The organism is Salinisphaera hydrothermalis C41B8 (assembly GCF_000732535.1).
Classification (GTDB): domain Bacteria; phylum Pseudomonadota; class Gammaproteobacteria; order Nevskiales; family Salinisphaeraceae; genus Salinisphaera; species Salinisphaera hydrothermalis.
The window spans coordinates 12,432-38,298 of the sequence record NZ_APNK01000030.1 but is presented as its reverse complement, the minus strand read 5'-3'; the positions used below and the strand labels follow the sequence as shown (position 1 = coordinate 38,298).

The 25,867-nt window shown below is 64.9% G+C and carries 25 protein-coding genes; 13 read left to right on the top strand and 12 right to left on the bottom strand.

What is annotated here, in order from left to right; all coding sequences use genetic code 11:
• The first annotated feature begins 34 nt into the window (after nucleotides 1-34).
• Nucleotides 35-1,318, top strand: a complete 1,284-nt coding sequence (locus tag C41B8_RS15150) for a patatin-like phospholipase family protein (protein WP_051883629.1) — start codon at nucleotides 35-37, stop codon at nucleotides 1,316-1,318.
• Nucleotides 1,319-1,388: 70 nt separating this feature from the next.
• Here the strand turns inward: C41B8_RS15150 and asd are convergent, their stop codons facing one another.
• Nucleotides 1,389-2,504: an aspartate-semialdehyde dehydrogenase gene (gene asd, locus C41B8_RS15145; protein ID WP_037340041.1), complete on the bottom strand. Its 1,116-nt coding sequence runs from the start codon at nucleotides 2,502-2,504 to the stop codon at nucleotides 1,389-1,391.
• Between the two features lie 164 nt (nucleotides 2,505-2,668).
• Here asd and C41B8_RS15140 point away from each other — a divergent pair, with 164 nt between their 5' ends.
• The 3 genes from C41B8_RS15140 to C41B8_RS15130 all read left to right on the top strand — a co-directional run bounded on the left by C41B8_RS15140 (nucleotide 2,669) and on the right by C41B8_RS15130 (nucleotide 5,370).
• The gene (locus C41B8_RS15140) at nucleotides 2,669-3,235 is read left to right on the top strand and encodes a DUF421 domain-containing protein (protein ID WP_232226090.1); all 567 of its coding nucleotides are present in this window, start codon (nucleotides 2,669-2,671) and stop codon (nucleotides 3,233-3,235) included.
• A gap of 104 nt (nucleotides 3,236-3,339) precedes the next feature.
• Nucleotides 3,340-4,218, top strand: a complete 879-nt coding sequence (locus C41B8_RS15135) for a glycine betaine ABC transporter substrate-binding protein (RefSeq protein ID WP_037340038.1) — start codon at nucleotides 3,340-3,342, stop codon at nucleotides 4,216-4,218.
• Nucleotides 4,219-4,419: 201 nt separating this feature from the next.
• Nucleotides 4,420-5,370 (top strand): quinone oxidoreductase family protein, encoded by a 951-nt coding sequence (locus C41B8_RS15130; protein ID WP_037340035.1) that lies wholly within the window; start codon nucleotides 4,420-4,422, stop codon nucleotides 5,368-5,370.
• A gap of 21 nt (nucleotides 5,371-5,391) precedes the next feature.
• On the opposite strand, the gene C41B8_RS15125 is transcribed toward C41B8_RS15130, so the two are convergent.
• The 4 genes from C41B8_RS15125 to C41B8_RS15110 all read right to left on the bottom strand — a co-directional run bounded on the left by C41B8_RS15125 (nucleotide 5,392) and on the right by C41B8_RS15110 (nucleotide 8,405).
• On the bottom strand, nucleotides 5,392-6,048 hold the full coding sequence (locus tag C41B8_RS15125) for an amino acid ABC transporter permease (protein WP_037340033.1): 657 nt from the start codon (nucleotides 6,046-6,048) through the stop codon (nucleotides 5,392-5,394).
• Entirely contained in the window at nucleotides 6,045-6,830 is a 786-nt protein-coding gene (locus C41B8_RS15120; RefSeq protein ID WP_051883627.1) for an amino acid ABC transporter ATP-binding protein, read from the bottom strand. The genes C41B8_RS15125 and C41B8_RS15120 overlap by 4 nt, the downstream gene beginning before the upstream one ends.
• 10 nt (nucleotides 6,831-6,840) lie before the next feature.
• Nucleotides 6,841-7,500: an amino acid ABC transporter permease gene (locus tag C41B8_RS15115; RefSeq protein ID WP_037340030.1), complete on the bottom strand. Its 660-nt coding sequence runs from the start codon at nucleotides 7,498-7,500 to the stop codon at nucleotides 6,841-6,843.
• Between the two features lie 80 nt (nucleotides 7,501-7,580).
• Nucleotides 7,581-8,405, bottom strand: a complete 825-nt coding sequence (locus C41B8_RS15110; protein ID WP_051883626.1) for a transporter substrate-binding domain-containing protein — start codon at nucleotides 8,403-8,405, stop codon at nucleotides 7,581-7,583.
• Between the two features lie 111 nt (nucleotides 8,406-8,516).
• On the opposite strand from C41B8_RS15110, the gene C41B8_RS15105 reads away from it, so the two are divergent.
• The 3 genes from C41B8_RS15105 to C41B8_RS15095 all read left to right on the top strand — a co-directional run bounded on the left by C41B8_RS15105 (nucleotide 8,517) and on the right by C41B8_RS15095 (nucleotide 12,476).
• Nucleotides 8,517-8,870, top strand: a complete 354-nt coding sequence (locus C41B8_RS15105; RefSeq protein ID WP_156962559.1) for a hypothetical protein — start codon at nucleotides 8,517-8,519, stop codon at nucleotides 8,868-8,870.
• Nucleotides 8,871-9,060: 190 nt separating this feature from the next.
• Nucleotides 9,061-11,022, top strand: a complete 1,962-nt coding sequence (locus tag C41B8_RS15100; RefSeq protein WP_037340024.1) for an OPT family oligopeptide transporter — start codon at nucleotides 9,061-9,063, stop codon at nucleotides 11,020-11,022.
• Nucleotides 11,023-11,171: 149 nt separating this feature from the next.
• A complete protein-coding gene (locus C41B8_RS15095) occupies nucleotides 11,172-12,476 on the top strand; it encodes an NAD(P)/FAD-dependent oxidoreductase (protein WP_037340020.1) in 1,305 nt (434 codons plus the stop codon).
• 32 nt (nucleotides 12,477-12,508) lie between these two features.
• Here C41B8_RS15095 and C41B8_RS19795 read toward each other — a convergent pair whose 3' ends face one another.
• Together C41B8_RS19795 and C41B8_RS15085 are read right to left on the bottom strand one after the other, a co-directional pair.
• Nucleotides 12,509-13,207: an NAD(P)/FAD-dependent oxidoreductase gene (locus C41B8_RS19795; RefSeq protein ID WP_051883625.1), complete on the bottom strand. Its 699-nt coding sequence runs from the start codon at nucleotides 13,205-13,207 to the stop codon at nucleotides 12,509-12,511.
• Nucleotides 13,204-13,506 carry an FAD-dependent oxidoreductase gene (locus C41B8_RS15085; protein WP_037340016.1) on the bottom strand — a complete coding sequence of 101 codons (303 nt, stop codon included), beginning with the start codon at nucleotides 13,504-13,506 and terminating at the stop codon, nucleotides 13,204-13,206. Before C41B8_RS15085 ends, C41B8_RS19795 begins: the two co-directional genes overlap by 4 nt.
• Before the next feature lie 84 nt (nucleotides 13,507-13,590).
• On the opposite strand from C41B8_RS15085, the gene C41B8_RS15080 reads away from it, so the two are divergent.
• Both C41B8_RS15080 and C41B8_RS15075 read left to right on the top strand, forming a co-directional pair.
• Entirely contained in the window at nucleotides 13,591-14,943 is a 1,353-nt protein-coding gene (locus C41B8_RS15080) for an alpha/beta hydrolase (RefSeq protein ID WP_156962557.1), read from the top strand.
• Nucleotides 14,940-15,704, top strand: coding sequence for an MlaA family lipoprotein (locus C41B8_RS15075; protein ID WP_051883623.1), 765 nt, complete (start codon nucleotides 14,940-14,942; stop codon nucleotides 15,702-15,704). The genes C41B8_RS15080 and C41B8_RS15075 overlap by 4 nt, the downstream gene beginning before the upstream one ends.
• 1,024 nt (nucleotides 15,705-16,728) lie before the next feature.
• Here C41B8_RS15075 and corA read toward each other — a convergent pair.
• Nucleotides 16,729-17,682 (bottom strand): magnesium/cobalt transporter CorA, encoded by a 954-nt coding sequence (gene corA, locus C41B8_RS15070; RefSeq protein ID WP_037340013.1) that lies wholly within the window; start codon nucleotides 17,680-17,682, stop codon nucleotides 16,729-16,731.
• Between the two features lie 167 nt (nucleotides 17,683-17,849).
• Nucleotides 17,850-18,974, bottom strand: a complete 1,125-nt coding sequence (locus C41B8_RS15065; protein ID WP_051883622.1) for a glycerate kinase — start codon at nucleotides 18,972-18,974, stop codon at nucleotides 17,850-17,852.
• A gap of 124 nt (nucleotides 18,975-19,098) precedes the next feature.
• On the opposite strand from C41B8_RS15065, the gene C41B8_RS15060 reads away from it, so the two are divergent.
• On the top strand, nucleotides 19,099-19,620 hold the full coding sequence (locus C41B8_RS15060) for a gamma-glutamylcyclotransferase family protein (RefSeq protein ID WP_051883621.1): 522 nt from the start codon (nucleotides 19,099-19,101) through the stop codon (nucleotides 19,618-19,620).
• Here C41B8_RS15060 and C41B8_RS15055 read toward each other — a convergent pair.
• From C41B8_RS15055 to C41B8_RS15045, 3 genes are all read right to left on the bottom strand, one after another.
• Complete coding sequence (locus C41B8_RS15055; RefSeq protein WP_037340010.1) at nucleotides 19,601-20,719, bottom strand: glycosyltransferase family 9 protein; 1,119 nt, start codon at nucleotides 20,717-20,719, stop codon at nucleotides 19,601-19,603. The genes C41B8_RS15060 and C41B8_RS15055 overlap by 20 nt on opposite strands.
• Before the next feature lie 137 nt (nucleotides 20,720-20,856).
• Nucleotides 20,857-22,149, bottom strand: a complete 1,293-nt coding sequence (locus C41B8_RS15050) for a sensor histidine kinase (protein WP_084189071.1) — start codon at nucleotides 22,147-22,149, stop codon at nucleotides 20,857-20,859.
• Nucleotides 22,139-22,819: a response regulator transcription factor gene (locus tag C41B8_RS15045; protein WP_037340005.1), complete on the bottom strand. Its 681-nt coding sequence runs from the start codon at nucleotides 22,817-22,819 to the stop codon at nucleotides 22,139-22,141. The genes C41B8_RS15050 and C41B8_RS15045 overlap by 11 nt, the downstream gene beginning before the upstream one ends.
• A 350-nt stretch (nucleotides 22,820-23,169) precedes the next feature.
• On the opposite strand from C41B8_RS15045, the gene C41B8_RS15040 reads away from it, so the two are divergent.
• The 3 genes from C41B8_RS15040 to C41B8_RS15030 all read left to right on the top strand — a co-directional run bounded on the left by C41B8_RS15040 (nucleotide 23,170) and on the right by C41B8_RS15030 (nucleotide 25,858).
• Nucleotides 23,170-23,991: an HAD-IIB family hydrolase gene (locus C41B8_RS15040; protein ID WP_037340003.1), complete on the top strand. Its 822-nt coding sequence runs from the start codon at nucleotides 23,170-23,172 to the stop codon at nucleotides 23,989-23,991.
• 47 nt (nucleotides 23,992-24,038) lie between these two features.
• Nucleotides 24,039-25,271 carry a glycosyltransferase family protein gene (locus tag C41B8_RS15035; protein ID WP_037340001.1) on the top strand — a complete coding sequence of 411 codons (1,233 nt, stop codon included), beginning with the start codon at nucleotides 24,039-24,041 and terminating at the stop codon, nucleotides 25,269-25,271.
• Nucleotides 25,272-25,417: 146 nt separating this feature from the next.
• The gene (locus tag C41B8_RS15030) at nucleotides 25,418-25,858 is read left to right on the top strand and encodes an Ivy family c-type lysozyme inhibitor (RefSeq protein WP_037339998.1); all 441 of its coding nucleotides are present in this window, start codon (nucleotides 25,418-25,420) and stop codon (nucleotides 25,856-25,858) included.
• Nucleotides 25,859-25,867: the final 9 nt, after the last annotated feature.

The following is a 25,867-nucleotide window of genomic DNA, read 5'->3' as shown; positions in this document are numbered from 1 at the left end:
TACACCCGGATGCCCGCTCGGGCAGGAGTGGGGCATGGTGTATTCCACGACGAGCGGTAGGCCGTGCGGACCGGTCGGACTGGTATTGACCGCCGGCGGGGCGCGCGGCGCGTATCAGGCAGGCGTGCTCAAGCGCATTGGCGAACGTGTGGGCCACTACGCGTCGCGTTCACCGTTCGCGATCGTCGCCGGCGCCTCGGCAGGCGCGATCAACGGGGCGGCGGTGGCCGCCTACAGCGATCGGTTTTCCGAAGGCACGCTGCGCCTGGCTCTGCTGTGGTCCGCGCTGACCGCCGAACAGGTATATCGCACCGATCTGCGCGCGATTCTCGGCAACGCTGTTCGGGCCGGGCTCGATTTCGGTCTGGGCGCCTGGCTTGGCGCCGGTCGTGTGGCGGCGCTGCTGGATGCCGCGCCACTGCGGGCACTATTGGTGCGCGAGTTGCCGCTCGACGGCATCGGCCGGGCGATCGAACGCGGTGATCTGTCGGCGATCGCGATCACGGCTTCCGGCTACCACTCGGGCATCTCGTATATCTTCGTGCAGGGCGCGCCCGGCCATCCGGTTTGGCGCAAGAGCCGGCGGATCGTCCTGCCGGCCGAAATCACGGTCGACCATATCTGCGCCTCGGCGGCGATTCCATTAGTGTTCCCGCCGGTCGCCCTGTCGACCGGTGTGCGCTCGGCCTGGTTCGGTGATGGCGCGATGCGCCTGACGCATCCCTTGTCGCCCGCGATCCGGTTGGGCGCCGAACGCATACTGGCGATCGGCGTGCGCTGTGCCGGTACCGCCGAAACGCTAGCGGAACGGGAAACCGAGCCGGGCACGGGCGAGCAGGCGAGCATGCCGCGGCGGCCGCCGCTGGCGCAGATCATGGGCGTGTTTCTCAATGCCATCTTTCTCGACCATCTGGATGCCGACCTGGATCACCTGATGCGTATGAACGCTTTCGTGAAAACCTACGAAAGCGCGACCGGCGAACGGCCGGCCCAGTCGGATCTGGTCGAACCGATGCGAGTGGTCGAGCCGCTGGTTGTGTCGCCTTCGGTGGATCTGGCCGAAATCGCCGACGAGCTGTCGTATCGTATGCCACGGACCTTACGACTGGCGCTGAGTGGGCTCGGCGAGCCCGATCCCCGCAGCGCGGATCTCAACAGCTATCTGTTGTTCGAACCGGAATATGCGCGGGCGCTCATCGATATCGGATATCACGACGCCAGCGATCGTATCGACGAGATCGAGGCGTTTCTGATGGGCGAGGCGCCAGCGGTCAGACCCGCCGCGACCGCGATACGCTCGCGAAGCGTGCGCAGCTAACGCTGGGCGTAGCGGCGGTACTCAGGATCGCGATACCGCCCGGGGCCGGCCGGTATCGCGATCGCGCCGATCAGATTTGGCCGCGAATAATGGCCAGCATGCGCTTGAGCGGCTCGGCCGCGCCCCAGAGCAGCTGATCGCCGACGGTATAGGCGGTCAGGTACTCGCCGCCCATGGCCAGCTTGCGGATACGCCCGACCGGCACGGTGAGCGTGCCCGATACGGCCGCCGCGGTGAGATGCTCGAGCGTGGCGTCCTTGTCGTTGGGTACGACTTTCACCCACTCGTTGTGATCGGCCAGCATCTGCTCGATCTCGGCGGTCGGAATATCCCGCTTGAGCTTGATGGTGAATGCCTGGGCATGACAGCGCATGGAGCCGATGCGCACGCACAGGCCGTCCATCGGAATCGGATGATCCTGGCGGCCGAGAATCTTGTTGGACTCGGCGCCGGCCTTCCATTCCTCCTTGGACTGGCCGGACTCCATCGGCGAATCGATCCACGGCAGGGCCGAGCCGGCCAGCGGATAGCCGAACTGCTCGACCGGGAAATCCGCGCCGCGCATGGTCGCGGTGACATCGCGATCGATGTCGAGAATCGCCGAGGACGGCGTATCGAGCTGCGGCTTCACCGCGGCATGCAGCGCGCCCATCTGGTTGAGCAGCTCGCGCATGTGCTGCGCGCCCGAGCCGGAAGCAGCCTGATAGGTCATGGCCGACATCCACTCGATCAGGTCGCGCTCGAACAGGCCGCCCAGACCCATGAGCATGAGGCTGACCGTGCAGTTGCCGCCGCAGAAGGTCTTGGTGCCTTTTTCCAGCTCGGCGTCGATCACGTCGCGATTGACCGGGTCGAGCACGATGGTGGCATCGTCGGCCATGCGCAGCTTGCTGGCGGCGTCGATCCAGTACCCGTTCCAGCCGGAATCGCGCAGTGGCTGATATACCTCACCGGTATAGTCGCCGCCCTGGCAGGTCACGATCACGTCCATCTCGGCCAGCGCGTTGATGTCTTTCGCATCGGCCAGCGCCGGCACCTCGCGGCCGATATCCGGGCCGGGCTGCCCGGCCTGGGATGTGGAGAAGAAGACCGGTTCCAGCCCTTCGTAGTCGTTGTCGGCAAGCATGCGCTGCATGAGTACCGAGCCGACCATGCCACGCCAGCCCACGAAACCGACTTTCAACATTGTGTTACCTCGAGCGTCGTCGGGTTGAGTTGTTCGACGCGCCAGTCTAACGCGTGCGGCGGCGTTCGCCGAATCGATGCTGCCCACGAGCGGCGGGCCGAGTGCGCTCGCGCCTGTGGATAATGGCTTCTAGACTGTCGGCTTTCGATCGCGGCCGGCGATCGATGATCACGACGACCGACGGTATCGACATGTTCAACGACTGGTTCATCTCCCACCCTGCCAATCTGGTCTGGGTGGCGCTGTGCACGATCGCGCTCTATGTCGTGATCGTGGTCGCTGCGCGGCTGTCGGGCGTGCGCAGTTTCGCCGAAATGTCGACCTTCGACATCGCCGTGACGGTGGCGCTCGGCTCGCTGGTGGCCAGCGTCGTGGTGTCGAAGAATCCGCCGCTGCTGCAGGGCGTGGTGGCGGTGGCCACGCTGTATGCGCTGCAACTCATGGTTTCGCAGCTGCGCTCGCGCTTCTCGGCGGTCGAGACGTTGGCCGACAACCGGCCGATCCTGTTGATGGGGCCGGGCGGCGAGATCAAGCACGCCAACCTGCGGGTCGCCCGCGTGACCGAAGACGATCTGCGGGCGCATATGCGCCGGGCCAATATCTCCGACCCGACGCGAGTGCGGGCAATGGTCATGGAAGGCACCGGCAACATCAATGTGTTGCATGGCGAGCATCACGATCCAAGCGATGCGCCGTGGATTCTGCAGGGGGTTCGCGATTACACCCGCTGATCACCGATCCTCGCGCCAGCGCCTGCCGGTTCGGGTGGCAAGTTGCAAGTGGGGCCCCCTCTGGCCATGCTGAACCCTCGCTTGAATGAGGGGAGCATCACCGGATGCCAACAACAATGCGCCGCATTTGCGGCTTCGCCACGGCTCTGCTCGTGGCGCTTACGGCCACCGGCACCGCCATCGCCGGCAGTGCACCGGTCACCATCTACACCGATAACTACGCCGGGGATGAAGCGATCAGCCGCGTCGCCCGCGATCTGATCGAAACGCACTACGACACCAAGGTCCAGCTGAAAGCCGTGTCGGTCGGGGTCGCCTTTCTGGGCGCGGCCCATAACGAGAACAGCCTGTTCATGGCGGCCTGGTTGCCCAAGACGCATGCCGATTACATGGCCCGTGTTAAAGACCAGGTGGACGATCTCGGCACGGTCTACCCGGGCGCCCGCCTCGGCTGGGCGGTTCCCGACTATGTGCCCAAAGACCAGCTCGACAGCATCACTGATCTGAAGAAGCCGGCGGTTGCCAAGAAACTCGACGGCCGAATCCAGGGGATTTCGGCAGGGGCCGGCGAAATGCAGCTGTCGCATAAGGCGATGAAGGCCTATCAGCTCGACAATATGAAATTGATCACCGCCAGCGGACCGGCGATGACCGCTGCCCTGAAGCGGGCGGTCGAGCATCACAAATGGATCGTGGTCACGGCCTGGAGCCCGCACTGGATGTGGGAGCGCTTCAATCTGCGTTATCTCAAGGATCCGAAAAACGTGCTCGGGACGGAAGATCATGTCGACGTGATCGCCAATCCGTCGTTGAAGAAGAACGAGCCGGAGATCGCTGCCTTCCTGTCACGGATGCGATTCTCGATCGACCAGATCAACGCCATGCTGGCCGATGCGAACAAGACCTCCTACGAGGCGGCGGCCAAGAAATTCATCAAAGCACACCCGAAGACGGTCCAGTCCTGGCTCGGCAAGAGTTCCTGATCGCCGTTGTATGATCAACCCGGCATGGAAAATGCCTTCATGCCGGGTTGAACAGAGGCAGGCAGTCCTTCTAACTCTTTGTCCACACAGCAGGTAAAACGCCGGAAGGCCGCCCGCTGTTCATTGAGGGCGTTGAACAGCCGTGGGGGATCAGCTGTTTGGCAGCGGGTTAATATCGAGGCTTATCTAAAGGATGTGTCGATGAAGGCTGCCGTCGTCGAGGATTTCGCAAGACCGCCTCGTTATCGCGATTTCGACCCGCCCGCGCCGGGCGCCGGCGAGCGGCGGATCTCGGTCCACGCGGCTGCGCTTAGCCAGCTGGTACGAGCGCAGTCTGCGGGGCGGCACTACACCCGTGGCGCGCCGCCATTCGTGCCTGGCGCCGACGGTGTTGGCCGGCTCGATGATGGCCGGAGGGTCTACTTCGTGTTTCCACGGGCTCCGTTTGGCGCCATGGCCGAACAGAGCGTGGTGCGTGCCGAATATATGGTTGCGGTGCCGGACGGGGTCGACGACGTCACCGCGGCGGCTATCGCCAACCCCGGCATGTCGTCCTGGGCGGCATTGAACCACAGGGCGGCGCTCGTCGACGGCGAGACGGTGCTGATTCAGGGGGCCACCGGCGCGTCGGGACAGCTGGCGATTCGCATCGCCCGGCATCTGGGCGCGGGCCATATCGTGGCGACCGGGCGAAACGCCGCGGCCGAGGCCGCGCTGCGCCGCCTCGGCGCCGATGAATACATCGCCCTGGAAGACAGACCCGAGTCGCTCTCCGAGCGTTTCGCCGAGCTCGTTTCGCGCGGCGTCGATGTCGTGCTCGATTATCTCTGGGGGCCGCCGGCCCTGGCCCTGATGCAGGCATTCACCGGCCACGGCCCGGCGGCGTCGCCGCCAGTGCGCTATGTCAATATCGGCTCGCTCGCCGGGGCTGATATCGCCCTGCCGGCGGGGCTGTTACGCAGCTCCGGCATCCGGTTGATGGGCAGCGGGATCGGTAGTGTCGCGCATACCGATCTGGTGGTTTCGATCGGCGGCGTATTGTCGGCGGTAGAGACGGCTGGGCTGAAGATCGCGATCGAGACGGCGCCGCTGGCCGAGGTCGAAAAGGTCTGGGGCGCGGCCCGGGAGGCGCGCCTGGTGTTCGTTCCCTGAGCGGCCGGCGGGCCTCAGGCGTTACTGGCGCAGCGCGTAGCGCCGCTCGATGACGTCCAGTAGTAGCGTCACGGCGCTCACCAGCACCAGATAGATCATCGCGGCCACCAGAAAGATCTGGAAATACTTGAAACTATCGGCGCCGATCATCTTGGCTTGGCCCATGAGCTCCGGGACGCTGATGGCGAAGGCGACCGAGGTGTACTTCAGCTCGATGATCACTTCGTTGGACCACTGGGGCAGGGCAATACGCCAGGCCTGGGGCAGCACGATATGGCCGATGGTCTGGATGTATGTCAGTCCGATCGCTCGGCCGGCGGCCAGCTGGCCCGGGCGCACCGAGCGAATGCCGGCGCGGAAATACTCGGCCTGATAGGCCGCCGTGTTGATGCCGATGGCCACCATCGCGGCCACCAGCGGCGAAAACACGATGCCGATCTGTGGCAGCCCCTGATAGACGATGAACATCTGCACCAGTAGCGGCGTGCCCCGGATGAGTTCGATATAGCCGGTGGCGAGCTTGCGCGATATCGGGTCGCCGTAGACCCGGCCCACGGCCAACACCCAGCCGGCCACGAAGCCGCCGAGCATGGCGACCACCCAGATTTCCAGCGTATAAACGGTGCCGTGCAGCAGCGCCGGCAGGTTGGCCCAGGCAAAAGCGAACCAGTCGCTCATCGCGCCTGCCCGGGGTCGTCGGCCTCGCCCACCAGCGCCGCGGCGATGCCGTCGATGAAGCCGCGGGTGCGCTGCTCGCGTGCCTCGTGAAAGATCTGGCGTGCCGAACCTTCTTCCACCACGCGACCTTCGGCCATGAACAGCACATCGTCGGCCACCGCTTCGATGAACGCCATCTCGTGCGAGACGATGATCATGGTCATGCCTTCGGCCACGAGCTCGCGCATCACGCGCAGCACGCTGCCCACCGACTCGGGGTCGAGCGCCGAGGTCGGTTCGTCGAACAGCATGAGTTCCGGCTGCATCGCCAGCGCCCGGGCGATCGAGACGCGTTGCTGCTGGCCGCCGGACAGCTCGGCCGGGTAGGCGCGCCATTTCTCGGCCAGGCCGACGCGATCGAGCTCGCGCCGGGCGATGGTCTCGGCCTCGGCGCGTTTCAGGCCGCGCACCCGACGCAGCCCCAGCATGAGGTTGTCGGCCACGGTCAGATGCGTGAACAGGTTGAAGTCCTGGAAGACGAAACCGATGCGCGAGCGCAGCGCGTCCATATCCGCCTTGCGTGCGGTCAACTCGGTGTCGTCGAGCCAGATTTCGCCCGCGTCGATCGGCTCCAGCCCGTTGAGACAACGGATGAGCGTCGACTTGCCGGCACCGGAGGGCCCGATGATGCCCTTGACCTCGCCGGCCGTGACATCGAGCGAGACATCGTCGAGCACGGTGTGCTCGCCGAAGCGTTTGGTCAGATGCGAAACCCGCATCAGCTGCGTGGCGGAACCAGTCATCGACGCAACCCTAGTGAGCGAAACCGGGCACGCGCAGACGGCGATCGAGCCGCGACAGGCCCCAGGTCGCCGCGAGCGAGAGTACGAGATAGACGGCCGCAGCCGCCGAGTACACGGCCAGTGTGTGGCCGTAGTTGGCGGACACGATGTAGTCGGCCTGGCGCATCAGCTCGACCACGCCGATGGTGTAGGCCAGAGACGTGTCCTTGAGTTCCGACAGGGCCTCGTTGGTCCACGGCCCGATGGCTTGCCGCATGGCCTGAGGCAGCACGACATGCACGATCGCGGCGCGGCGTGTCAGTCCGATGGCGCGTGCTGCCGCCATCTGGCCGGACGGCACCGAGGCGATGGCGCCGCGCACGATCTGCGATTGATAGGCCGCCGAACGTAATCCGAGCGCGAGCGCCGCCGCGGCGAACGAGGAAATATCGTAAAAGCTGGAAATGCCGTAATAGAACAGAAACAGCAGCACGACCGCCGGAATAGCACGGAACAATCGTTCAACGAGCGTTGCGCCAATACGCAGCGCCCAATGGCCATAGCTCTGGGCCAGGCCGAGGCCGGTGCCCACCACCACGCCGATGGCCAGCAGCGTCACGGCCAGTGCGACCGTGATCGCCGCGCCTTCGGCGAGATAGGGCAGATTCTCCCAGATGGCCTCGTAGATCATCGGTGCGAGTCAAGCAAAGTACGAATCAAAAAAGCCGGCGATCGCAGGTTGCGACCGCCGGCCGGTTGACCACGAGCGGGCTAGTTCGCCAGACCCGGAATCGGCTTCTTGTAAGAATCGATGCCGGCCGGCATGGGGCCGGGGACCGGGGTAACCTGGGCGTTGGGCATGTACTGGTGCACGATCTTTGCCCATTCGCCGGACTTGTAGATGGCCACTTCGCCGGCGTTGAGCTTCTTCAGCAGCGCGGTGTTGCCCTTCTTGACGCCGATCGCGTAGACCTGCGGCGGCTGCGGGCTGATCTGGCCGGCGATCTTCACCTTGCCCTTGTTGTCGGCCACGAACTTGTGCGCAGTGTCGTCGTCGAGGAACTGGGCATCGATGCGGCCGATCAACAGATCCTGCAGGGCCGTGGTGCCCTGTTCATAGGTCTTGATGTTGATGTTGCCGCCTTTGCCCACGATCTGATCCTTCAGATAGTCGTAGTTGGTGGTGCCGGTCTGCACGCCGATGGTGTGGCCGTTCGACAGCGCCGTCTTCGCGGTGAGCTTCGAATTGGCGGGCACCAGCACGTCGAGCTTGATCTGCCACCACGGCACGGTGAAATCGATCTGCTTCGCGCGCTTGGGCGTGACGGTCAGGCCGGTGACCAGCATGTCGATCTTGCCGGCCTTGAGCGCGGGGATCAGCGACGAAAACGACATCGAGCGGAACTTGACCTTGAAGCCCTGCTGCTTGGCGATCGCACGCACGGCATCGGGCGCAATACCGACCACCTTGCCGTGGTCCACCGAAGCCCACGGCGGGAAAGACGGCTCCACGCCGGCGATATAAGTCTTGGCCAGCGCGGCGGTTGAGCCCAGCATCGCGACAAGCGCGATCGAAAGAATACAGATCAGGCGCATTGCAAGTTCCGGTTTGAAAAAGATATGAACGCCGCTCCGGCGCCGTCGATGACAGCGCGAATTACGGAGATCGGGACTTATTGAAGCATACCGCGATCGGAGATTCAGCCATTGCAACGATGTATCGTTGCCTCGTGCACCGAAGTCTGGTTAGTTATTCGTCCGGATTTTGCCGGCTGGGGGGATAAATTGGGCTTGTTGCTCTTATCGACGATCGCCTACCTGCCTCTGGTGGCGGTTGTCGTATTGAATCTGCTCTTGCCCGCACAGCGGGTATTCCAGACCCATGCCCGCGACGGCGTTTTTGACGAAGACGCCAGCCGGAACGCGCGGCGGAGAACGCTGTTCGGCGCCGGTCTGCTGGCCGGCCTGACCCTCGCCCAGTGCGGCGCGCTGGCCTACTCGATCCACAATATGAACGTCGCGGGCATCGATCACCCCACCAATCTGGCTTTGGTGCAGTAAATCCCGGTTCGCGCTCCGGCTGGGCTCGTGTGGCCGCCGGAAATGCCAGCGACCAGCGCCGGCTACCGTGCCGGGCCCGCCCAACAGGCGGCGCGATTCTTGAATACCCGGCATAGCCGTCGAGCGGCGCGCTACACTGTGGCGCATTGCGTGTGTATAGCGCAGGAAAAACAACGATTCTGGGGGTAGCGTGAGTCGTACGACCCGTCAGGGTTCGGGCGTGGCCGAACTGACCGTCCGGGGCATCCTCCTCGGTGGTCTCATCACTTTCTTTTTTACCGCGGCCAACGTCTATCTTGGCCTCAAAGTTGGCCTGACGTTCGCCACGTCGATCCCCGCCGCGGTGATCTCGATGGCGGTGCTGCGCGTCTTCGCCGATTCCACCATTCTGGAAAACAACATCGTCCAGACCGTGGCCTCGGCCGCCGGCACGCTCTCGGCCATTATTTTCGTATTGCCTGGCCTGGTCATGATCGGCTGGTGGCAGGGCTTCGATTTCGTCACCACGGCCGTGATCTGTGCCACCGGCGGCCTGCTGGGCGTGATGTTCTCGGTACCGCTGCGTCGGGCGCTCGTGGTCGACGCTGATCTGCCGTATCCGGAAGGCCGGGCCGCGGCGGAGGTGCTCAAGGTCGGCGCCGGTTCGCGCGAAGGCGCGGCCGAGAGTGCTGCCGGGCTAGCGGTGATCGTGGTCAACGGCCTGGCTTCGGCCGCATTTGCGCTGGCCGCGCAGATGAAGCTGGTAGTCGGCGAAGCCTCGCTGTGGTTTCGGACCGGCGCCGGTGGCGCTACGGGTATTTCCGGCAGCCTGTCGTTCGCGCTGCTCGGGGCGGGCCATCTGGTGGGGCTGTCGGTCGGCATGGCAATGCTGGCTGGGCTCGTGATCGGCTGGTGGGTGGCGCTGCCGATTCTCACCGCCATGAGCACCGTCACCGGGTCGGCCGAGCATGTGGCCAGTACGGTGTTCTCGGCCGACGTTCGTTTCCTGGGCGCGGGTGTGATCGGCGTGGCCGCGATCTGGACGCTGCTGCGTATCATCGGCCCGGTGTTGGCCGGCATCCGGTCGGCGATGGCGGCCTCATCGGCGGCCCGCGCCGGTCGCGATCGCGCGGTCGAGGAACGCGACATGCCGATCGGGCTCGTCGGCGCGGTCGCGCTGGCCACGCTGGTGCCGATCGGCATCCTGTTCTGGGTGTTGATCGACGGCGGCGCGCTCGCCTCGGCGGCGGTGCCGCTGATCGCCGGCTCGCTGATCTTCGTGGTGGTCGCCGGGCTTATCATCGCGGCCGTGTCGGGTTACATGGCGGGACTGATCGGCTCCTCGAACAGCCCGATCTCGGGCATCGGCATTTTGTCGATCGTGGCGGCTTCGTTGCTGCTGGTCGGCCTGTTCGGGCGCGATCATCCGCCGGCGACCACTCAGGCTCTGGTCGCTTATGCGCTGATCGTCACCGGCGTGGTCTTCGGCGTGGCGACCATCTCCAACGACAATCTGCAGGATCTCAAGACCGGCCAACTGGTCGGCGCCACGCCCTGGAAACAGCAGGTGGCCCTGGTGTTCGGCGTGGCCTTTGGCTCGCTGGTGATTCCGCCCGTCATGGAGCTGCTCAATACCGCCTTCGGTTTTGCCGGCGCGGCGAACGCGACCGCCAACGCGCTGCCGGCGCCTCAGGCGGCGCTGATTTCATCGCTGGCCAAGGGCGTGCTTGGCGGCGACCTCAACTGGGGCATGATCGGCCTCGGTGCCGCAATCGGCGTGCTGGCGGTGATCGTCGACGAACTGCTGGCCCGCACCGGCCGCATGCGGCTGCCGCCGCTGGCGATCGGCATCGGCGTCTACCTGCCGATGGGCGTGACGTTGCCGGTGGTGGTGGGCGCGGTGATCGGCCGGTTCTACGATCGCTGGGCATCGCAGCGCAAGAACGCGGAATTCGCCAAGCGCCTAGGCGTGCTCACGGCGACCGGCATGATCGTCGGCGAGAGCCTGTTCGGCGTGGTGTTCGCCGGTATCGTGGCGGGCAGCGGGACGGATTCGCCGCTGGCCGTCGTCGGTGACGGGTTCGCGCCGACCGCGCTGGTGCTCGGTACGGTCGTGTTCTTCGTCGTCACCGCGCTGCTGTATCGCTCGACCATGCGGCGCGTACGAGATTGATGCGATGAGACGCGTGTAACGGAGAGGTTCGGCAACGTATCTTAGACTAAAGTATGATGCGGCCCGGCGGCCGCTCATTGGAAAGTGATGCGGGCTTGGTTTCGCCGGTGCGCCGCGGGTGTGGCCGGCTGTCAGGAAACGACATCGCTATGTCTGAAACACCGCGAATCGTGGTCGTCGGCGGAGGCGCCGGCGGTCTGGAACTGGTCACCCGGCTGGGGCGGAAGCTCGGCCGCCGCGGCAAGGCCGATGTCACGCTGGTGGATGCCAGCCCCACGCATATCTGGAAGCCGTTGCTGCACGAGGTGGCAACCGGCGCGCTCGACCAGAGCCTGGACGAAGTGTCGTATCCGGCGCATGCGCGAACCCACGGCTACCGCTACCAGCTCGGGGCGATGACCGGAGTCGATCGCAACGCGCGCACGGTGCAACTGGCCCCGATCCACGACGAGGACGGCGAACAGATTCTTGCCGAGCGTGAGCTGCCCTACGATTATCTCGTGCTGGCGATCGGTAGCGTATCGAACGATTTCGGCACCCCGGGCGTGGCCGATCATTGTTATTTTCTCGACAGTACCCGCCAGGCCGAGACATTCCGCCGGGCATTGCTCAATACGTTCCTGCGCCATAGCGACGGCGGTCCGGGGCATGCCACCAAGCTGTCGATTGCCATCGTCGGCGGCGGGGCGACCGGCGTGGAACTGTCGGCCGAGCTGTTGTCGGCCACCGATATGCTGTCGTCCTATGGCTATTCGAAGATCGATCGCGAGCAGCTCGATGTGCACCTGATCGAGGCCGCGCCGCGGATTTTGCCGGCGTTGCCCGAGCGGATCAGCGGTTCGGTGGCCGAGCAGCTGGAAAAGCTGGGTGTGAATATCCACACCGAAACCATGATCACGCAGGCCGACGATACGGGGTTCCTGACCAAGGCCGGCGATCGTATCGATGCCGATCTGACGGTCTGGGCGGCCGGCGTGCGCGGCGCCTCGGTGCTTTCCGAGCTCGGGCTGACCACGCGACCCAATCACCAGATTCAGGTCGACGAAACGCTGGTGAGTATCGACGACGAGCGAATCTTCGCCATCGGCGACTGTGCTGCCTGCCCGATGGGCGAGAACAAGTGGGTGCCGCCGCGTGCCCAGTCGGCGCATCAGATGGCGAGTACGGTTTACGCCAATGTGATGGCCACGATCGAGGGCAAGTCGCTCAAGCCGTTCAAATACCGCGATTTCGGCTCGTTGATCTCGCTGGCCCATTTCGATGCCGTGGGCAGTCTCATGCGCGGTCGCGCCGCCGGGCGCAGCCTGTTCATCGAGGGCAAGCTGGCGAAGATGTTCTATGTCTCGTTGTATCGCATGCACCAGCGCGCGATCCACGGCGTCTTCAAGACCACGCTCAAGGCGATCGTGGACGGGCTGAACAGCGTGCTGCGGCCGCGCCTGAAACTGCATTAGGTCTTGTCGATCCGGCCGCCGGGCCGGAACCGTCAGCCCAGCGCGTAAGCCGCGATCAGATGGCGCGCGGCTTCGCGCCCGGACAGCCAGGCGCCCTCGACGCGTCCCCCGGCGAGCCAGTCGCCGGCGATCGCCAGCCCGGCGGCAGTATGGGTCCAGCACAGATCGTCGGCATCCGGGGCGCCGCGGCCGGGGCGGGCATAGCGCCAGCGGTGCGTGCGCACGATTTCCATGTCGGCGGCCCGTTGGGCGGTCGCGGCGGCAAATTCCGCGATCAACTCATCCGCCAGCTCGGCGGTGGGCGTATCGACATGGGCATCGCTGAATTCGGCGTCAGCATGCAGCGTCCATAGATGCCGGTCGCCATCTCGCCCCGCCTTGTGCGTGTTGTCGGCCACCCAGGACAGACGTCCCGACTTGAAGAAGATGGCCTGACGTTCGGGCAGGGCGGGCGCCCGGACGACAACCGAATGGCACGCCGCCAGCGCGGCACCCGCGTCGGCTAGAGCGGGGATATCGGCGGCCCGTGGGCCGAGCAGGGCCGCGGTCTGGACCGCGGGCGGCGTGAAGATCACCACATCGGCGCGATCGTGTTCGCCGTTGCTGTAATCGATGCGCCAGCCGTTCTGGTCGGCCACGGCGCGTTCGACGCGGCGTTCGGTCGCGATGTCGAAACCGCCCGCTGCCAGTCGCTCGCGGACCCAGACATTCAGCCCGCGGGGCCCGATCAAGCGTTCGCGATCGTCCGGCGACGGGGTGAGCAGCCAGGTGCCGGCGACCAGCGGGCGAGCCGTCCGGCCTCGAGATCGGCGTCCACCAGGGCCCGGAAGCCGTCATCGCGGACCGTGAAGTACTGGGCGCCATAGTCGAACCAGTCGGCGTCGCGATCGGCGGCGATCCGGCGCGTGGCACAGCGCCCGCCTGGCCGAGCCGCCTTGTCGACGAGTCGCGGCGAATAGCCGGCGGCGGACAAATGCTCGGCGGCGGCCATGCCCGCGACGCCGGCGCCGATGATCAGGATGTCGGTCATGCGTGATCCTCGGAAATGACATACCCGGGGAATCCGGTTGTCGGTATGATGAAGCAAATTTAGAGCTCGTTCAGGAGACTCGTGTTGTCAGCTTCTCACCGGCACGTCATGGCCGGTCTGCTGCTTTTGCTCGCCCTGGCCGGTTGTGCCACCCAAGGCGGGCCTTCAGTAGCGAACTCCGATACCGATGCTTCGTCCTCTGCGGGACATGCCACTGCTGGCGATCATCAGGTCAAGCCTTATCCATTCAAGAACGCGCTGACGGCCACCGTGCTCGGTACGCCCGACGGCCTGAAGGCGCAGCTGCCCAAGAAAGCGAATTTCTCGATTCGCACGCTCAAGCCGCTGGTCGATCGCAAGACGCCGCCGACGCTGCGCTATGCGCGGCCTTTGCAGTATTTGTTGGCGGCTCAGGATCATCCGGCGCCGCTGGCGTTCGTGATCGCCGGCACCGGCGACTCGGCCTTGTCGAGCAAGTGCGTGCTGCTGTCGCGGGCGCTGTACCAGGTCGGCTATAGCGTCGCCTGTCTGCCGTCGCCCACCAGTGTCACGTTCATGCTGGGAGCGGCCAAATACCCGGTGCCCGGGCGCATGAAAACCGACGTGGCCGATCTGTATCGCATGATGCAGGCCGTGCGCGACGATCTGTCGGGCGATGTCGATATCACCGGCTACTCGCTGACGGGTTGGAGCCTCGGTGCCACCCAAGCGGCGTTTCTGGCCAAGCTCGATCAGCAGCGCGGGGTGTTCGGTTTCCAGCACGTGCTGCTGCTCAATCCGGCGGTCAACGTCTGGGATTCGGTGGATCGCATGGATGTGTTGCTGAAGCGCAACCTGCCGGGCGGGTTCGATGCGTTGCCCAACTTCCTGGCCGAAGTGCTGGGTAATATCCAGCAGAGCGAAGGCCAGGGCCAACCGCTGCGTTTCAACGAGGATGTACTGTATCGGGCCTATGAGAACGGTACGTTCGACAAGAAGGATATCGGCGCCATCGTGGGCCTGGCTTTCCGCCTGTCGCTGGCCAACATGGCGTTCGCCGCGGATGTGATCACGCATTCGGACGTGATCGTGCCGGAAAATGTCAAGCTCGGCCCCTACGATTCGCTCGGCGTCTATTTCCGTCGTTCTTTCCGCATGTCGTTTTCCGATTACATCAACCAGCTGCTGGTGCCGTACTGGAATCGTGATGGCCGACATGTAAGCAAGTCGGAACTCATATCCGAGGCCGACATGCACACGATCGCGCCGTTTCTGGCCAGCGACAAGCACATGGCCGTATTCACCAACGCCGACGATCCGATCCTCGATGCCGATGAAGTCGGCTTTCTGCGTCGGACCTTCGGAAACCGGGCGCGGATTCGTCCGCACGGCGGCCATCTCGGCAATCTGAGCTACAAGAAGACGATCCACGCGCTTCAGGATTACTTTACCCAATGAATGCCTCGCGACACGTTCGATCGGGTCGGCAGGCGCTGGTTGTCGTGGCGCTGAGCCTAATGCTTGGCGCCTGTGCGTCCACGCCTCCGCCCAAAACCATCGACAGCTCCACGCCCGCCGGTACGCCGGCGAGTCAGACCACGGCCAACCCGCTGGCGATTTCGGACCCCATCGAGGGGTTCAACCGCCGGGTCTATCGCTTCAACGCGCTCACCGACGAATACGTCCTGTTACCGGTGGTGCACGTCTACGATCGCTATACGCCCGGCTTCATGCGGACCGGCGTGGCCAACTTCTTCTCCAATATCGGCGAGATCACGACGTTTACCAACAGCGTGCTGCAGCTCAAGCCGAAGAGCTCGGCGGTGACCGCATCGCGGTTCGTGATCAATTCCACGGTCGGCATCGGCGGATTGTTCGATCCGGCGACACATATCGGCCTCAAGGAGCGCGACGAGGATTTCGGTCAGACCCTGGGGCATTATGGCGTGGGCACCGGGCCGTACCTGGTGCTGCCGTTCTTTGGCCCGTCCGACCTGCGTGACGCGGGCGGACTGGCGGCCGATCAAGGCTTGCTCTATGTGCTCGATCCGGTGCAGACCCACGGCAACCTGCCGGCGAGTCTGGCCTATAACCTGATGTACGTCATCAACAAGCGCGATCAGACCAATTTCCGCTACTACCAGACCGGTTCGCCGTTCGAATACACGCTGGTGCGGCTGGTCTACATCAACTATCGCGCGTTGCAGGTGGCGCATTAGCGGAAAGCCGCGCGGGTGTCGGCGCGACCGCGGAAGGCGGCTGATGAACGCTCGGATCTGCGACGGAACCGCTTAGGGTCTGTTGAGGCTTAGTGCGAGTCCGCGCCAAGCGCTCCCTGAAAATTAACCAGGGGCGCGCGGCGGCGTTGCGAGTCTGGGTCGTGGCACGCCCAGAGCCGGCGACTCACGCCTTGCCGGACACGATTTGCGGACGCCAACGCGGCGCTCGCACCAAACCTCAACAGACCCTGGGGCGCTTGCAAAGTGCACGTGCCGGTTCCGGTTCGGTCGCGGATCTTTGGAGCCCTGGGGCGAGTCAGGCTTTAGTTTCGCACTGATATGTGCGAGTCACTTTGATGCTCGCGACGACGGCATGCGGTCAGAACTCGCGTCGTTTTGGCGACGCTCAGACAGGCTGGCCGCACCGGCGCATGTGCCGGATACTCCTCGCCGCTGTGCGTCGGCGTCGCCTCAGACGGGCTCGAACACAGGCGCGAACGCCCAACCTTCGCGGGCCGTGTCTGTATTCGGGTCCCCTTGAGCGCAGCGCCGAGCAGTGGAGGGCGCAAGAGGAAAAAGACAGCCGTGTGTCTGAGTGCTGCGTAGCAGCGCGAGTTTCGCGGCTGTCCCTCTTGCGGCCGGAGCCGCGCAGGGCACCGATGCGTAGCATCGGCGCAAGGTAGGGTGTCCTTTCCTTTGCTTCCGTTCGTTTGGACAAGCAAATGAAAGGGGGTCGCGCTACAGCGCGAAATCCCTAGGGCGTGTTGAGGTTTCGTGCGGGTCCGCGCCAAGCGCTGTTTTGCGGCAAGACGAGGCGTAGCGAACGTGGCGTAGTCATCCTACGCGAGAGAGCTATAACGCTGGATTGCCGTAAAACAGCGCTTGTCCCGAAGGGTTGGGCCGCAAATCCCGCCCGGCGGCGTTGCGAGTCTGGGTCGTGCCACGCCACGACGCGGCGACTCGCGCCTTGCCGGTCACGATTTGCGGACGCCAACGCGGCGCTCGCACGAAACCTCAACACGCCCTAGAGCCAGTTCTTGTGCTTGAAGTACAGATACGGCGCGATACCCGCGGCGACCATGAGTCCGATCGCCATCGGGTAACCATAGTGCCATGACAGTTCGGGCATGTGCTGGAAGTTCATGCCGTAGATGCTCGCCACGAGCGTGGGCGGCAGAAAGACGACGGCCGCGATCGAGAAGATCTTGATGATCTGATTCTGCTCGATGTTGATGAAGCTCACGGTCGAGTCCATCAGGAAGTTGATCTTGTCGAACAGAAACGCGATATGGCTCATCAGCGTTTCCACGTCGGACAGGATTTCGCGTGCCATTTCGCGTTCGGGGGCCCGCGCCGGCAGGTGCCGCAATATGAACGAGATCGAACGCTGGGTATCCATCAGGCAAAGCCGGATCTTGCCGGAGGAGTCTTCGAGCTTGGCGAGGGCGTCGATGGCGCCCTCGTAGTCGGCCTCTTCGTCCTCGAGCACCGTATGGCTGACTTTTTCCAGATCGAGATGGATATCCTCGACCGTATCGGCCAGGTTTTCCACCTTCTGGTCGAAGATCGTGACCAGAAGCGACTCGGGCGAGTCGACCTCGACCTGCCCGGCTCGCGCGCGCATGCGCAGCAGGCGGAAATCGGCCAGGTCGTCGTCGCGCAGCGTGATCAGGCGTTCCGGTTGCAGGATGAAGGCCACGGTTTCGGTGTCGTGCCGTCCCTCACTTTGCGACAGGAACAGCGAATGCACGTGAATGCCGTCGGGGTCGACGAAGTAACGGGCCGAGGCCTCGATTTCTTCAACGTCTTCGTCTTCGGGGAGTTCGTCGGTGAGAAACCGGGTCAGTTCGGCGCGCTCGGCCTCATCGGCCTCAAGCGCGTCGATCCAGTGGGCATGCGACAACCGCTTAGCCAACGGTGTGTCCTGCGAACGATCTTCGACGATACGGCCGTGGTTGATGGCAAAGCTGCGCAGCATGGCCAGTCTCCGGTCTATGGGGCGAGCGCGGCCATGATAGGGCAGCACCCGACGAATGTCGCCCAGAAACGGCCTGTGCCGCCTCAGCCGCTCGAGATTTCACGGGTGCTTGGGTTTGGCCGGCCGGATCGCCTTTGATCCAGCGGCGGGCCCAAGGCAGCGGGGCCCTAAAGATCGTTGATGGTGTCCACCAGATCGGCGCCGATCTCGAACAGCCAGCGCGCCGGTTCGGCGATCGCCGCCTCGACGCTGCCGGCCCGCTCGACCAGCGTGTAAGTGCGCGCGAAATAAGTGGCCAGTTCGTCGCGTGCATCGTCGGCGATGTCGCCGCAGACGAGCAGTGTGGGGGTCGGACGGGCGGCCTTGGCGACTGCCAGCGGGAGCTTGCCGGATAGGGTCTGGCGGTCGGAGCGGCCTTCGCCGGTGATCACACAGCGGGCGTTGGCCATACGCTCGGCCAACCCGGTCATCCGGAGCACGGCTTCCGCGCCGGATTCGAGCCGGGCACCGATGAGCGCCAGAGCAAAGCCGAGCCCGCCAGCGGCACCGCTGCCGGGCCATTCGGTCTTGTCGCGCGCGCCGGTGGTCTCGGCCAGATGCTCGAACGCGGCTTCGACTTTGGCGATATCGGCGTCGGTCAGACCTTTTTGTGGGCCGTAGATCCGGCTGGCACCGGCTTCGCCGAGCAGCGGGTTATCCACGTCGCACAGTGCGCGCAACCGGACATTCGCCAAGCGTGAATCCAGTCCGGACAAGTCGATTCGAGCCAGCGAAAGCAGGCCGTTCATGCTCGGTGCGATGACCTGTCCGGCGTTGTCATAGGGGACCGCGCCCAGTGCGGCCAGCATGCCGAGCCCGGCGTCGTTGCAGGCGCTGCCGCCCAGGCCAATGGCCAGATCGGTGGCGCCGGAGTCCAACGCATCGGCGATCAGCGTGCCGAGCGCATAGCTGCTGCGTTCGGCCAGCGGCGGTGCGTCGTCCATGGCCTCGATCAGCGGCAGCCCCAGCACCGTAGCCGACTCGAGCACGGCGGGCCCGTCCGCCATGGCGTACCAGGGCGCCTCGAGCGAACGGCCATGGATGCCGACCAGCGTGGTGGTGTGCCAGTGGCCCTTGCAGGTGGTGGCCACCGCATCCAGTAGCCCTTCACCACCGTCCGCCATGGGCGCGATTTCGGTGCGCGGCGGATTGTCGTGGGCAGCCAGCCCCTCGGCGAGCGCCTTGGCGACATCGCTGGCCGACAAGCTGCCCTTGAAGCTGTCGGGAGCGATGACGACGGTATTCTCGGCCATACCTGATCTCTTTCGCCGGCGAGGCTGCTGCAATCACAGTGGTCCCGGGTCGGCGTGTGGTTTGGTGTAGGGTTTACCTCATCCTACGACATCGGCCGGATACTGGCCTCAATCGACACTCGTCATGTATTACTTCGCCTACGGTTCAAACATGTGTACTGCCCGTCTGGCCCGGCGCGTGCCCAGCGTTGCCCCGGTCGGGCCGGCCTGGCTGTCAGGTCATCGACTGCACTGGCACCTGGTGGGCAATGATGGGTCGGGCAAGTGCAATGTGGTGGAAACCGGCGATCCGGGCGACCGGGTATACGGCGTGCTGTTCGAACTGGACCCGGCGCGACTGGATCGGTTGCATGCCGCCGAGGGGCCGGCCTACGATTTTCTCGAGCTGACCACGGGCCATGCTACGGGGCAGGCCACCGCGGCGATCTATCGTGGCCGCGCTGACTGGCTCGACGATGCGCTCACGCCGTTCGACTGGTATCGCGATTTCGTCGTGACCGGCGCCGCCGAGCACGGGCTGCCGCCGCATTGGATCGACGGGTTGGCCAAGGTCCCGACCGTCCCCGATCCGAATGCCGAGCGTGCCGCCGAGAATCGAGTGATTCTCGACGAGATCCCTGCAAACGTTACGAGCGCAATCCGCTGAACCGTGGATGGGCGCGTTCGCGCCGGGCCAGGCGCTCGGACAGCCGGGCTGCCACGTGCTCCGGCTTGAGCCCATCGCCGTCGACGGTTTCGCAGTCCTGACCCAGCGGCGCGTAGTCGCTCGGCAGGGTCGCCCGGAACAGGCCGATCACAGGGGTGCCCGAGGCCGCGGCCAGATGCATGGGGCCGCTGTCGGCGGCAACGAACTGATCCAGGCGCGACATCAGCGCGGCCAGCTCGGTCAACGGCTTGATCGCGACATGCGCGATTTCAGGCACCACGGGCGCGGCATCCTCGCTCGGTAATATCTCGAGCAGGACGGCCTGCGGTACGGTGCGACGCACTTCCAGGATCCAGGCTTGCCACCAATGACGCGGCAGCGCCTTGCGTCCGGTCGCGCGGCTGAAAAAACCGATGACCGGCGCGCCGTGGGCCCGCGCGCCGAGCACCGCCTGCCAGCGTGCGTCGGCGGCGCGCTGGTCGTCGGCATCGGGAAACACGGCCAGCGTATCGAAGGTGGTGACCGGCGGTTCCGAGATCGAGCCGGTCAACAATTCCACCGCCTGTAACGCCTGGTGGCGACTCTTGGTTTTGCCCGATGCATGCGTAAGCGGCAGCCACTGGTCGGTCTTGGCGAACCCCATGCGCTGGCGGGTGCGGACCAGGGCCACGCCGATGCGGTTGCTCGCCGAGTTGCCGGTGGGGTCGATGACGAGATCGTAGCGTTGGGCGCGCAGGTTGCGCAGCAGGCGCAGCACCGCTAACACGCGGTTCTCCTGAATCCAGATCCGGCCGATGCCGGGCAAGCTCTGGAGCAGTCGAGCCTGGGCCGGGCTCTGGATGACCACGTCGATGCGCGCCTCGGGCAGGGTTGCCGCGAGACTGCGCAGCATCGGGGTCAGAAACAGGATATTGCCGAGCCGCTTATTGAGCCGTACTACGAGAATGCGACGGGTATCGGGTGCCAGCGGGCGACGGCGGGCTTCCGGCGTGCCCAGCAGACGCGCCAGGAAACGATTGAAACGACGGCGATTGTTGCGCCGCCAGCGCTTGCCGGCCGCGCCGAAACCTGCGGATTGTGCTGCGCGCTTCTGGCTCACGGGTCGTTCTGATCGGGAAAAAACGTAGGATGCCCAGCGCCGCCTGCATACGCTGTCAGCAATATATCAAGCCGAGATTAAACCGGGCCGCATCCGGCGTCGATCGCGACAAACACCGACGGGCCGCGCCCGGCGATTCAGGCGAGCTGCAGTTCGATTCGGGTGCCTTCCTCGGGCCGACTGGCCAAGCGGATGCGCCAGTCGTAGCGGTCGGCCACGCGCTTGACCAGATACAGCCCAAGGCCGAGCCCGGCGCCCGGGCCCGAGCGATAACCCCGTTCGAAGGCGTGCTGTAGTTCTTCGGTGGTCATACCGTCGCCGTTGTCGGCGACCGTCAGGCGTCGATCGGCCAGGGTGACGCGGATCTCGTCGCCCCCGTGGCGCAAGGCGTTACGCAGTAGATTGCCGAAGGCGATGACAAGCGCGATGCGCGGCGCGCCGATCTCGCAGGGGTCGAGCGCGCTGACTTCGACCGTTTTGCGCGCCATGAGCGGGCGATAGGCATCCACTACTTCGCTGACGACCTGGTCGGCCCGGCACGACGGCGCGGCGCCATCGGCCTCGGCCTGTTCATCGCGGGCCAGGAACAACAAGGCCTCGATCAGCTCGGCCATCTGGTGCGAGGCTCGATCGATGCGCGTCAGCGGCCCGCTTTCGACAAGCTTCGGGTCCTGTTGCAGGACCTCGACCGCGCCCTGAATCACGGCCAGCGGCGTACGGAGTTCATGGCTGGCGTCTGCGGTGAAGCTGCGCTCGCGTTCGACGAATTCATCCAGCCGGCTCATGAAACGATCAAACGCGTGGGCGATCACGCCGACTTCGTAATGCTCGAATTGTTCGGCCAGCCGGGCGGTGCGTTCACCGGGATGCAGGTTGGCCACATGTTCGGCGAGGGCGTTGATGGGCTTGAGGCTGATGCGGGCGATCCAGGCGCCCAGCGGCACGGCCAGGATCAGAACCAGGATCGCGGCCACGATGGCGATCAGCTTGAACAACGACTCGCGACTCTCGATCGCCGTGATGTCGTAGGCGAGATACACCTGTTTATTATCGCCGAGCGCGTGCGTGCCCACCCGATAGGTGTGGTTGTTGTACGTCAGCGTGACGCCCTTGACGTTCGGCCCCAGCCCGCGCAGTGGCTCGGGCAGTTGGTTGCGCTGGGCCGGCGTTACGACATAGCCGATCAGATTGGCCGAGTGCGGGATCGCGTCCGCGCCCTGGGTCGGATAATCCTCGACCAGTTCCGACATCTCGTTGGCCACGATGGCGTTGAGCAGATCGGTCTTGAGACGCGTGTTGATGGTGAACAGCGCCAGCATGACGGTGCTCACCACGACCGCCACGAACATCGCCAGTGCAAACGCCACGCGGAACTGCAGGCTGTCCCAGGGCGTTCGAAGCAGCCGGCGCAGTCTGTGTCTAGGAGCCATCCGGATCGATCAGCCGGTATCCCATGGTCGGCACGGTCTGCAGCATGGCCTTGGCGAACGGTTTGTCGATTGCCGCCCGCAGCGCATGAATATGCGTGCGTAGCGCCTCGGAGTCCGGCGGATGGTCGCCCCAGATCGCGGCTTCGAGTTCGGCGCGGCGAACCAGTTTCGGCGAGGCCCGTAGCAGAACCTCCAGCAACCGCAGGGCCGTGGGGGTGAGCGAGAGCTGCTGGCCTTCGCGTTCGGCCTGCCAGGTATCGAGGTTCAGCGACAGCTCGCCGGCCTTGAGCTGGTGGGTACTGCGCCGGGGCCCGCGATTGCCCAGGGCCGCCAGACGGGCTTCCAGTTCGAGCAGCGAAAACGGCTTGATCAGGTAGTCGTCCGCGCCGGAGGCGAAGCCGGCCAGCTTGTCGTCGATGGTGTCGCGCGCGGTGAGCATCAGAATCGGGGTCTGCTTGTCGGCTTCGCCGCGCAGACGATCGCACAGCGCGAGCCCGTCGATGCCGGGCAGCATGAGATCGAGCACGATGGCGTCGAAGTTGTGGACCACGGCCAGATGAAGGCCGGTGACACCGTCGGTGGCGCTGTCGACCACATGTCCCCGGACCGACAAAAATTCGATGATGTTGGCCGCGAGGTCTTCGTTGTCCTCGATGACGAGTATGCGCATGGGGCAGATTCCGACGTTGTTGCGCCGATTCTAGGGTCTGTTGAGGTTTCGTGCGAGTCCGCGTTGGCGCGGGCAAATCGTGGCCGGCAAGGCGCGAGTCGCCGGTCGTGGCGCGACATGATCAAGATTTGCAACGCCGGCTGAGGCGATTTGAAGCCCAACCCTTTGGGACAGGGGCTCCCCAAAAATGGAATATGGGCGGCAATACCGCGTTGCAGCGCGCTTGTGTAGAGCGACTACGCAGCACTTGCTGGCGCCTCGCCTTGGCGCAAAGCAGCGCTTGGCGCGGACTCCCACGAAACCTCAACAGACCCTAGACTGAATCCATGGTTTCCGTATTTTTTCGTCGTATGTCCGAATCGCGTGCTCACCCCGTGGTTTTTACCGATCTCGACGCCACGCTGCTGGACCACGACAGCTACGACTGGTCGCCGGCGGCCGGTGCGCTGGCCGCGCTGGCCGCACGCGGGGTGCCCGTATGCTTGTGTACCAGCAAGACGGCCGCCGAGATCCGGGTGTTACGTCGCCAGCTCGGCAACGACGCACCGTTCGCGGCCGAGAACGGTGGGGTGGTCGCGGTACCGCGGGGCTATTTCGAGCCGTCCGGCGCGCCGGATCCGGATGATCTGGTCGTGAGCACGCTGGGCGCCGACCGGCGCGAGCTGCGCGCGCTCGCCGTTGCCTTGCGCGAGAGGCAGGGCTATCGCTACGTCGGTTTCGGCGATATGACCGTCGACGATGTGGTCGAGGCCACCGGTCTGGATCGCGAGGCGGCGGCTGCCGCGCGGACCCGCGATGCATCGGAGCCCTTGCTCTGGCAGGACAGCGAGGCTGCCGAGCGGGATTTCGCCGCGCGGGTCGAGGAGGCCGGATTCACCACCCGCCGGGGGGGGCGCTTCGTGCATCTGCTCGGCCATGCCGACAAGGGCGATGCCCTGAACTGGCTCAAGCAGCGCTTTGCCGCGGTGCACGGCCCGATTCTTGCGATTGCGTTGGGAGACTCTGCCAACGACGCCGACATGCTGGCTGCGGCCGACATCGGCTACTGGGTGGCTCGTCCCGACGGCAGCTATCAGGCGCCGGCGGGTGGGTCGATTCGTCATGCGCCGGGCATCGGCCCGGCCGGCTGGGCCGCGGCCGTCGAGGCGATGATCGACAACAACGAAATCTAGTCCGCAGCGCGCCCAGCCCAGCCGCGAATCGGACGAGGAGGACAGGCATGGCTGATTTTCATCAGAACGGCATCATCACCACGCTGCATCGTCTGTACGAGCGGCCGATCGACGATCTGGAAAGCGAGCTCGCCAAATATTCGCGACGGCGGCCGATGTCGCTGATCCTGCCGTGTTTATATTCGGAACTCGAAGGCGATGCGCTGCCGGCCATCGTCGAGGCCCTGGCCGACGTCGATTATCTGTCCGAGATCATCATCGGCCTGGACGGCGCCAGCGCAGAGCAGTACGCCCATGCCCACGATTTCTTCAGCGGCCTTGGCCCGCGCCATCGCCTGCTCTGGAACGACGGTCCGCGCCTGCAATCGCTCTATGACCAGCTGGACAGCGAAGGGCTGGCGCCGGCGCGGCCGGGCAAGGGCGCGAACGTCTGGAATTGCATGGGGTATTTCCTCGCCTCCGGGCGCGGGCGCGTGCTCGCCATGCACGACTGCGATATCCGTACCTACAGCCGCGACCTGCTCGCGCGGCTGTTCTATCCGATGGTGCATCCGAACTTTACCTACAAGTTCGCCAAGGGTTACTACGCACGGGTGGCCGAGGGCTCGATCAACGGCCGGGTGGTGCGGCTGTTCATGACGCCGATCCTGCGCGCATTGACCACCGTGATCGGCCATATGGACTATCTCGACTATATGGACAGCTTCCGCTATCCGTTGTCCGGCGAGTGCGCCATGAGCGCGTCGGTGGCCGAATCGATCCGTATTCCCAGCGACTGGGGGCTGGAGGTGGGCATCCTCGCCGAAGTGCATCGCACCTACGGCCCGAACGCGGTCTGCCAGGTGGATATCGCCGATCGCTATGATCACAAGCATCAGGACGTCTCCACGCACGAGGCCAACAACGGCCTGGCCAAGATGAGCGCGGACATCGCCAAGGCGTTGTATCGCAAGCTCGCGACTTACGGCGTGACCATGAATCCGGAAACTATTCGCACCATCAAGGCGGTGTATCTGCGCAACGCGCTCGATGCGGTCGAACGGTTCTATTTCGATGCCCAGATCAACGGCCTGACGCTCGATCGGCACAAGGAGGAGAAAACGGTCGAGGTGTTCGTCGAATCCATCATCAATGCGGGCGAGGAATACCTGGCGAATCCGATGGAGGTGCCGTTCATGCCGACCTGGAATCGCGTACGCGCGGCGTTTCCGGATTTTCTGGATCACTTCTACGACGCCGTCGAGGCCGATCACGACGAGGCGGTCGGCAAGCGTCGGTAGGTGTCGGACGCCAGAGTGTGTCCGCGGTGACGGGACCTTCGCGTATTCTGGAGCCCTGAGCCGGGCCGAGCCGGCGCTCGCGCGGTTGAATCGCGGCGTGGCGTCGACTGAGCCCGGGATTGAATCGTGTCGATCAGGAGTTGCCCATGCGCCGTTTCGTGTCCGCCAGTCTGTTTGTGGGAGCCGTGCTTGCGATGCCGGCCGCTTTCGCCGCCGGTTCCGGTTCGGATGCGCTTTATCCGAGCCAGCTCCTCAAGAGCAAGCCAGCGCTCAAGACGCAATACGACAACCTGGTGGCGCCGATCCAGGCACAACACGGCTGGGTGAGTTCGATGGGCACCGAGACGCCGGTTTCGCGCATCACCATCGAAGGCGCCGACTATGCCGTGCTGTCGGGCTGCAAGCCGCACGACTGTTCCGGCGAGAGCCTGGTGAGCCTGATGACGCCGTCGTCCGACCAGGCCGTGGGCGCGCTCGTGGTCAATCAGGGCCAGCGGGCCATGGGCCCGAAATCCTCGAAGATCATCTGGCTCGGTCAGCCCGATCGGCCGCAGCGACGATTCATCGCGGCCTATCTGTTTCGTTGATCGGCCGCG